This is a genomic window from Nocardiopsis sp. TNDT3, assembly GCF_003427465.1.
In the GTDB taxonomy this organism is placed as follows: Bacteria; Actinomycetota; Actinomycetes; order Streptosporangiales; family Streptosporangiaceae; genus Nocardiopsis; species Nocardiopsis dassonvillei.
This window is the reverse complement of sequence record NZ_QPFC01000894.1, coordinates 1-6119: the sequence shown is the minus strand read 5'-3', so window position 1 is coordinate 6119 and position 6119 is coordinate 1. Positions and strand designations below refer to the sequence as shown.

Sequence of the window (6119 nt, the reverse complement as noted above, 5' to 3'; positions counted from 1 at the left end):
GGGGGGGGGGCCCGTCGCCGTTCCTACCCGCGGACGAGCATCCGCCCGGCCCTGTCCCCGGGCCCCACGTCCCGACCGCGCAGGACGGTGCGGCGCACCCGCCCGAGCAGTTCGGCCCCGTCGTAGGGGCTCACCGGGTTGCGGTGCTCCAGCGCGCGCACGTCCACCCGGAAGGACTCCTCCGGGGCGACCACGGCGAAGTCGGCGTCGGCGCCCTCGGCGATGGCGCCCTTGCCGCGCAGTCCGGCCACCCGCGCGGGCCCGGACGACATCCACCGCACCACGTCCGCCAGGGATCCGCCGCGGCGGCGGGCCTCGGTCCACACCGCGGAGAAGCCCACCTGGAGGCCGGACACCCCGCCCCACGCGGTGCCGAAGTCGCCGGTGTCCAGGTCCTTGAGGTCGGGGGTGCTGGGCGAGTGGTCGCTGACCACGCAGTCGATCAGCCCGTCGGCCAGCGCGCGCCACAGCAGGTCGCGGTTGGCCGCGTCCCGGATGGGCGGGCAGCACTTGTACTGGGTGGCCCCCGCGGGCACGCCCTCGGCCTCCAGGGTGAGGTAGTGCGGGCAGGTCTCCACCGTCAGCGGCACGCCCTCGGCCCTGGCCCGGGCGATCAGCGGCAGGGCGGAGGCGCTGGACAGGTGCAGCACGTGCGCGTGGGTGCCGGTGGCCCTGGCCACGTCGATCACCCGGGCGATCGCCTCGTTCTCGGCGGTGTCGGGCCGCGAGGCCAGGAAGGAGGCGTAGTCGCGCCCGGCCGCGGGCGGCGCCCCGTCCAGGACGCCGGGGTCCTCGGCGTGCACGATGAGCCGTCCGCCGAACTCCCCGATCGCCTCCGCGGCCGAGTACAGCTCCTCCTGGGACAGGTGGCCGAACTCCTCCACCCCCGACGGGGACAGGAACGCCTTGAACCCGAACACCCCGCGCTCCCAGAGCGCGGCGAGCTCCTTCGTGGCGCCGGAGCGGCTGTTCTCGGGGACCGCCCCGCCCCAGAAGCCCACGTCCACGGCGAGCTTGCCATCGGCGGCGGCCTGCTTGGCGTCGAGCCCGGCGACGGTGGTGGTCGGCGGCACGCTGTTGAGCGGCATGTCCACCAGGGTCGTGATCCCGCCCAGGGCGGCGGCCCGCGTGGCGGTGGCGAAGCCCTCCCACTCGGTGCGCCCGGGCTCGTTGACGTGCACATGGGTGTCGACCAGGCCCGGCAGCAGCACCTCGTCCCCGGCCAGGGTGATCTCGCGGCGGGCGATGAGCGGCGCGGACTCCCCCTCCAGGACGTTGACCACGCGCCCGTCGCGCACCCCGACGGTGACGGGCCTCTCCCCCTCGGGGGTGAGGGCGCGGCGGGCGCGGACGGCGAGATCGTGCTGGGTCATCGGTTTCACTGCTCCTGTCCCACCCGCCGGCTGGCCAGGCCGACGAGTGTGCGGGTGTCGGTTCCGGCGGCGTCGGCCACCTCGGCCTCGTCCAGCGCCCCGCAGCGTACCCCGCTCACCAGGGCGGCGGCCAACGCCTGGGCGGTGGCGGGCTCGTCCAGCACGCCCCCGGCGACGGCGCCGAGGTAGGCGCGCAGGCGCGCGGCGGCGGGCGCGAAGGCCTCGCGGTAGAAGGCGTAGGTGGCCAGGTAGCGGGTGGGCAGCTGGTGCGGATGCAGGTCCCAGCCCTGGTAGAAGCCGCGCTCCAGGGAGCGTCGGACCAGGGAGGCGTGCAGACGCCAGGCGGCGCGCACCTCCTCGGCCGAGCCCACGGGCAGCACGTTGGTGGAGCCGTCGGAGAGCCACACCCCCGTTCCGGCGGCGGCCACCTGCATGACGGCCTTGGCGTGGTCGGCGACCGGGTGGGCCATGCTCTGGTAGGCGGCGGTGATCCCGCAGGCGGCGCTGTAGTCGTAGGTGCCGTAGTGCAGTGCGCTGACCCTGCCCTGGCCGGCGCCGATCATGCGGGCGACGGCCACCGTGCCGTCGGGGAGCAGGACCGACTGCGGGGTCTCGATCTGCAACTCGAAGCGCAGCCGCCCCTCGGGCAGCTCCAGGCGCCGCTCCAGCTCCTCGGTGAGCCAGACCATCGCCTCGACCTGCTCCACGGAGGTGATCTTGGGCAGGGTGAGCGCGAGCCCGTCCGGCAGCCCGCCCCGCTCCTCCAGGAGGGTGTGCAGGAACAGCGCGAGGCTGCGGGCGCCGCGGGCGCGTCCGGCGGCCTCCATGCCCTTCATCCGCACGCCCAGGACGGGCGGTGCCTGTCCGGCTTCCATGTCGGAGCACAGGGCGCGGGCGGCGGCGACGGTGTCGCTGTCCTCCTGGGCGTCGCCGCGGTCGCCGTAGCCGTCCTCCAGGTCCACGCGCAGGTCCTCGACCGGCTCGCGGACGAGCTTGTCGCGCAGGCGGGGCAGGACCCCGGCCACGGCGTCCTCGTCCACGCCGGTGGCGGCGGCCAGGGCCGCGGCGTCGGGCGCGTACTCGTCCAGACTGCGCAGGGCCGCCTCGCCCCACTCCCTGACCAGTCCGGCCCGGACGCGGTCCGCCGGAACGTAGACGGTGTGCACCGGCTGGCGTGCGCCGGAGGAGCCCGGGTAGTCGCGGACGAGCCGGGCGTCGGCGTCGGCCAGGCGGGCGTTCAGTCCGGCGGTGAGCACGTCCAGGCCGAGATCGGGTTCCCTGCGGCGGTTCTCGGACCGGTCCTGTTGCACGTGTATGTCCCCTCCCAGGCTAGTTTTTCCTATCGTGGATATTAACTTTTGCTATCCGGAATAACAAGGGAGCCCGGGGTGTCCAAGATCCCGGGGCGCAGGTTCCCGGACCACCGGAACACCGCCGTTGCACGTGCTATAGAAGACAGTGAGCCGGAAACCGTCCTCCCCGCGCGGAGGCAGGACCCCGAACCCACGGCCCTCAGCATGGGAGCACGATCCTTGTCAGCCCCACAGACCTCTCTCCACCCTGACGAACAGGGCAAACGCGGACGCTCCGGCGGCGTGCAGTCCCTCGACCGCGCCTTCTCACTGCTGGAGATCATGGCCGAGGCGGGCGGCGAGACCTCGCTGAGCCAGCTGGCCGACTCCTCGGGGCTCCCCCTGCCGACCATCCACCGCATCATCCGCACCCTGGTCGGCAACGGTTACGTGCGCCAGCTGCCCTCCCGCCGCTACGCGCTGGGGCCCCGGCTGATCGGCCTGGGCGACAAGGCCTCGCAGATGCTGGGCACCTGGGCCCGACCGCATCTGGCGCAGCTGGTGGAGGACCTGGGCGAGACCGCCAACCTCGCCATGCTCGACGGCGACAAGGTCGTCTACGTCGCGCAGGTGCCCTCACAGCACTCCATGCGCATGTTCACCGAGGTGGGGCGCCGCGTGCTGCCGCACTCGGCGGGCGTGGGCAAGGCGCTGCTGTCCCAGCTCGACGACGAGGAGGTGCTGGCCACGGTCCGCCGCACCGGCATGCCCGCCGCCACCGACCGCACCATCACCGACCCCGACGCCTTCCTCGCGGAGCTGCGCCGGGTCCGCTCACAGGGCTTCGCCGTGGACGACGGCGAGCAGGAGGTCGGCGTGCGCTGCGTGGCGGTCCCCGTCGCGGGCGCGCCCTCGGGGATGGCCGTGTCGGTGTCGGGCCCCGAGGCCCGGGTGAGCTGGGAGTTCGTGGACCGCGCCGCCCCCATCGTGCGGCGCTGCGCCACCCTGTTGGCCACCGACCTCAACAACCAGACATGACGAACCGGGCCGGGGTCGCCCCGGCCCGGTCTGTTCACCGCGCTCCCGTGCCCACAGCCGGCGGCGCCCGCACCCCGCGAGGCCGCCGCGTGTCGGGGCCCGCGCACGGCACCGGCGGCCCCCGAGGTCAGCCCGTCAGGTGGGCTGGTCGAAGCCCAGCTTGCGCAGCTGCTTGGGGTCGCGCTGCCAGTCCTTGGCCACCCGCACCCGCAGGTCCAGGAACACCCGTCGGCCCAACAGGGCCTCGATCTGCTTGCGGGCCCGCGAACCCACGTCGCGCAGGCGCGAGCCCTTGGACCCGATCACGATCGCCTTCTGGCTGGAGCGCTCCACGTACAGCGACGCGTAGATGTCCACCAGCTCCTTGCCCGGGCGGGTGTTCTCGCGCTCGTACATCTCGTCCACGACCACCGCGATGGAGTGCGGCAGCTCGTCGCGCACACCCTCCAGGGCGGCCTCGCGCACCAGCTCCGCCACCAGCATCTCGTCCGGCTCGTCGGTGAGGTCGCCGTCCGGGTACAGCGGCGGCCCCTCCGGCAGGTGCGAGCACAGCACGTCGGTGACGGTCTCCAGCTGGAAGCCCCCCTGGGCCGAGACCGGGACGATGTCGGCCCAGTCGCCCAGCTCGTTCACCGCCATCAGGTGACGGCCCACGGCGTCCCGGTCCACCAGGTCGGTCTTGGTGACCAGGGCGACCACGGGGGTGTTGGTCTGCTCCGCCAGCTCCTTGGCGATGTAGGTGTCGCCCCGCCCGATCGGCTCGTTGGCGGGCAGGCAGAACGCGATCACGTCCACCTCGACCAGGGTGGACCGCACCAGCGAGTCCAACCGCTCACCCAGCAGGGTGCGCGGCTTGTGCAGGCCGGGCGTGTCCACGATGATCAGCTGCGCGTCGGGCCGGTGCACGATCCCGCGCACCGTGCGCCGCGTGGTCTGGGGCCGGTTGCTGGTGATCGCCACCTTCTGCCCGACCAGCGCGTTCATCAGGGTGGACTTGCCCACGTTGGGGCGGCCCACGAAGCACGCGAAACCGCTGCGGAAGCCCTCGGGGTGGGAGGGCATCTCCAGCGGTACGCGCAGCTTCTCCAGGTCGAGCTCGTTCATGGGTCCTTCTCAGCTCCGGGTGATGCTCGCGGGCACCCCGTCGGGGGCCGCGATCACCACCACCTGGGTCTTCAGGTCTTCCGCCACCGCGCGGTCGTCCTCGGTCAGCTCCGCGGCCTCGGTGACCACCACGGCGGCCTCCAGCGCGGTGGCCTCACCGGAGACCGCCGCGGCCACGGCCGCCTGGAGCGCGGACAGCCGGAGCGAGGGCAGTGACACCGTCGTGGCCACGTACGTGCGCCCGGTCTCGTCGCGCACCGCCGCGCCCTCCGCCGCCGCGTTGCGGGCCCGGGAGGCCCGCGCGAGCGTGATGAGCTTGCCGTCCTCGGGGCCGAGCCCCGTCGTCTCCGTCACTGCTCCGTGCTCCTCACGTCGTCGTTGTCCTCCTCCGGCGCCCCTTCGGCGTCGGCGGGCAGGCGCTCCACCAGGACCGTGGTCATCCGGCTCCGGCGGCTGCTCTTGCCCTCGAGGGTCAGTCGGAGACCAGCGTATTCGGCCCGGTCCCCTCCCACGGGCACCCGGCCCAGGACGAACGCCACGAGTCCGCCGACGGTCTCCACGTCCGCCACGTCCAGGTCCCGGTCCGGGAACAGCTCGTCCAGCTCGCCCAGCGGCAGGCGGGCGGTCACCCGCACCCGGTCCGCGTCGAGCCAGGCCACCGGCGGGATCTCGTGGTCGTACTCGTCGGTGATCTCACCGACGATCTCCTCCACGATGTCCTCCAGGGTCACCAGGCCCGCCGTGCCGCCGTACTCGTCGATGGCCACCGCGACGTGGTTGCGCTGCTGCTGCATCTCGCGCAGCAGCTCGTCGATGGGCTTGGTGTCGGGGACGTAGTTCGCCTGGCGCATCACGTCGCCCGCGGTGAGCGGCACCTCGTCGTCGGTGCCCGCGGCCGCCGCCCAGCGGTCGCGCAGCTGGTACACCAGGTCCTTGAGGTAGACGATGCCGACCACGTCGTCCTCGTCCTCACCCGTCACCGGGATGCGCGAGTAACCGCTGGCCAGCGCCAGGGTCAGCACCGCGTCGGCGTCGGCCTCGCGGCTGGTGAACACGATGTCGGGGCGGGGCACCATCACCTCGCGCACGGGCGTGTCGTCGAGCTTGAACACCGAGTGGATCATCTGGCTCTCCTCGGGGTCGATGACCTCCCCCCGCTCGGCCAGGTCCACGAGCTGGCGCAGCTCCACCTCGGTGCTGAAGGGGCCCTCGCGGTCGCCCTTGGCGCGCGGGGTGAGCGCGCGGCCCGCCCCCACGAACAGCTGGGCGATGGGGCCCACCACGACCTGGACCGGGTAGACCACCGCCGCGC

6 protein-coding genes are annotated in these 6119 nt (G+C 73.4%); 1 reads left to right on the top strand and 5 read right to left on the bottom strand.

From position 1 onward, the window contains the following. Positions 1-23 precede the first annotated feature (23 nt). On the bottom strand, positions 24-1373 hold the full coding sequence (gene allB / locus DQW06_RS21225) for an allantoinase AllB (protein ID WP_013151766.1): 1350 nt from the start codon (positions 1371-1373) through the stop codon (positions 24-26). Positions 1374-1378: 5 nt separating this feature from the next. Next, positions 1379-2683 (bottom strand): DUF6986 family protein, encoded by a 1305-nt coding sequence (locus tag DQW06_RS21220; protein WP_013151765.1) that lies wholly within the window; start codon positions 2681-2683, stop codon positions 1379-1381. A gap of 285 nt (positions 2684-2968) precedes the next feature. Here DQW06_RS21220 and DQW06_RS21215 point away from each other — a divergent pair, with 285 nt between their 5' ends. Next, entirely contained in the window at positions 2969-3703 is a 735-nt protein-coding gene (locus DQW06_RS21215) for an IclR family transcriptional regulator (RefSeq protein WP_019606907.1), read from the top strand. 135 nt (positions 3704-3838) lie between these two features. On the opposite strand, the gene era is transcribed toward DQW06_RS21215, so the two are convergent. The 3 genes from era to DQW06_RS21200 form a co-directional block, all read right to left on the bottom strand. After that, a complete protein-coding gene (gene era / locus DQW06_RS21210; RefSeq protein ID WP_019606906.1) occupies positions 3839-4807 on the bottom strand; it encodes a GTPase Era in 969 nt (322 codons plus the stop codon). Positions 4808-4816: 9 nt separating this feature from the next. Beyond that, positions 4817-5161 carry a hypothetical protein gene (locus tag DQW06_RS21205; RefSeq protein WP_013151762.1) on the bottom strand — a complete coding sequence of 115 codons (345 nt, stop codon included), beginning with the start codon at positions 5159-5161 and terminating at the stop codon, positions 4817-4819. Continuing rightward, positions 5158-6119 (bottom strand): hemolysin family protein (locus tag DQW06_RS21200; RefSeq protein ID WP_157983534.1); only part of this gene is annotated, 962 nt, incomplete at its 5' end. The genes DQW06_RS21205 and DQW06_RS21200, both read right to left, overlap by 4 nt.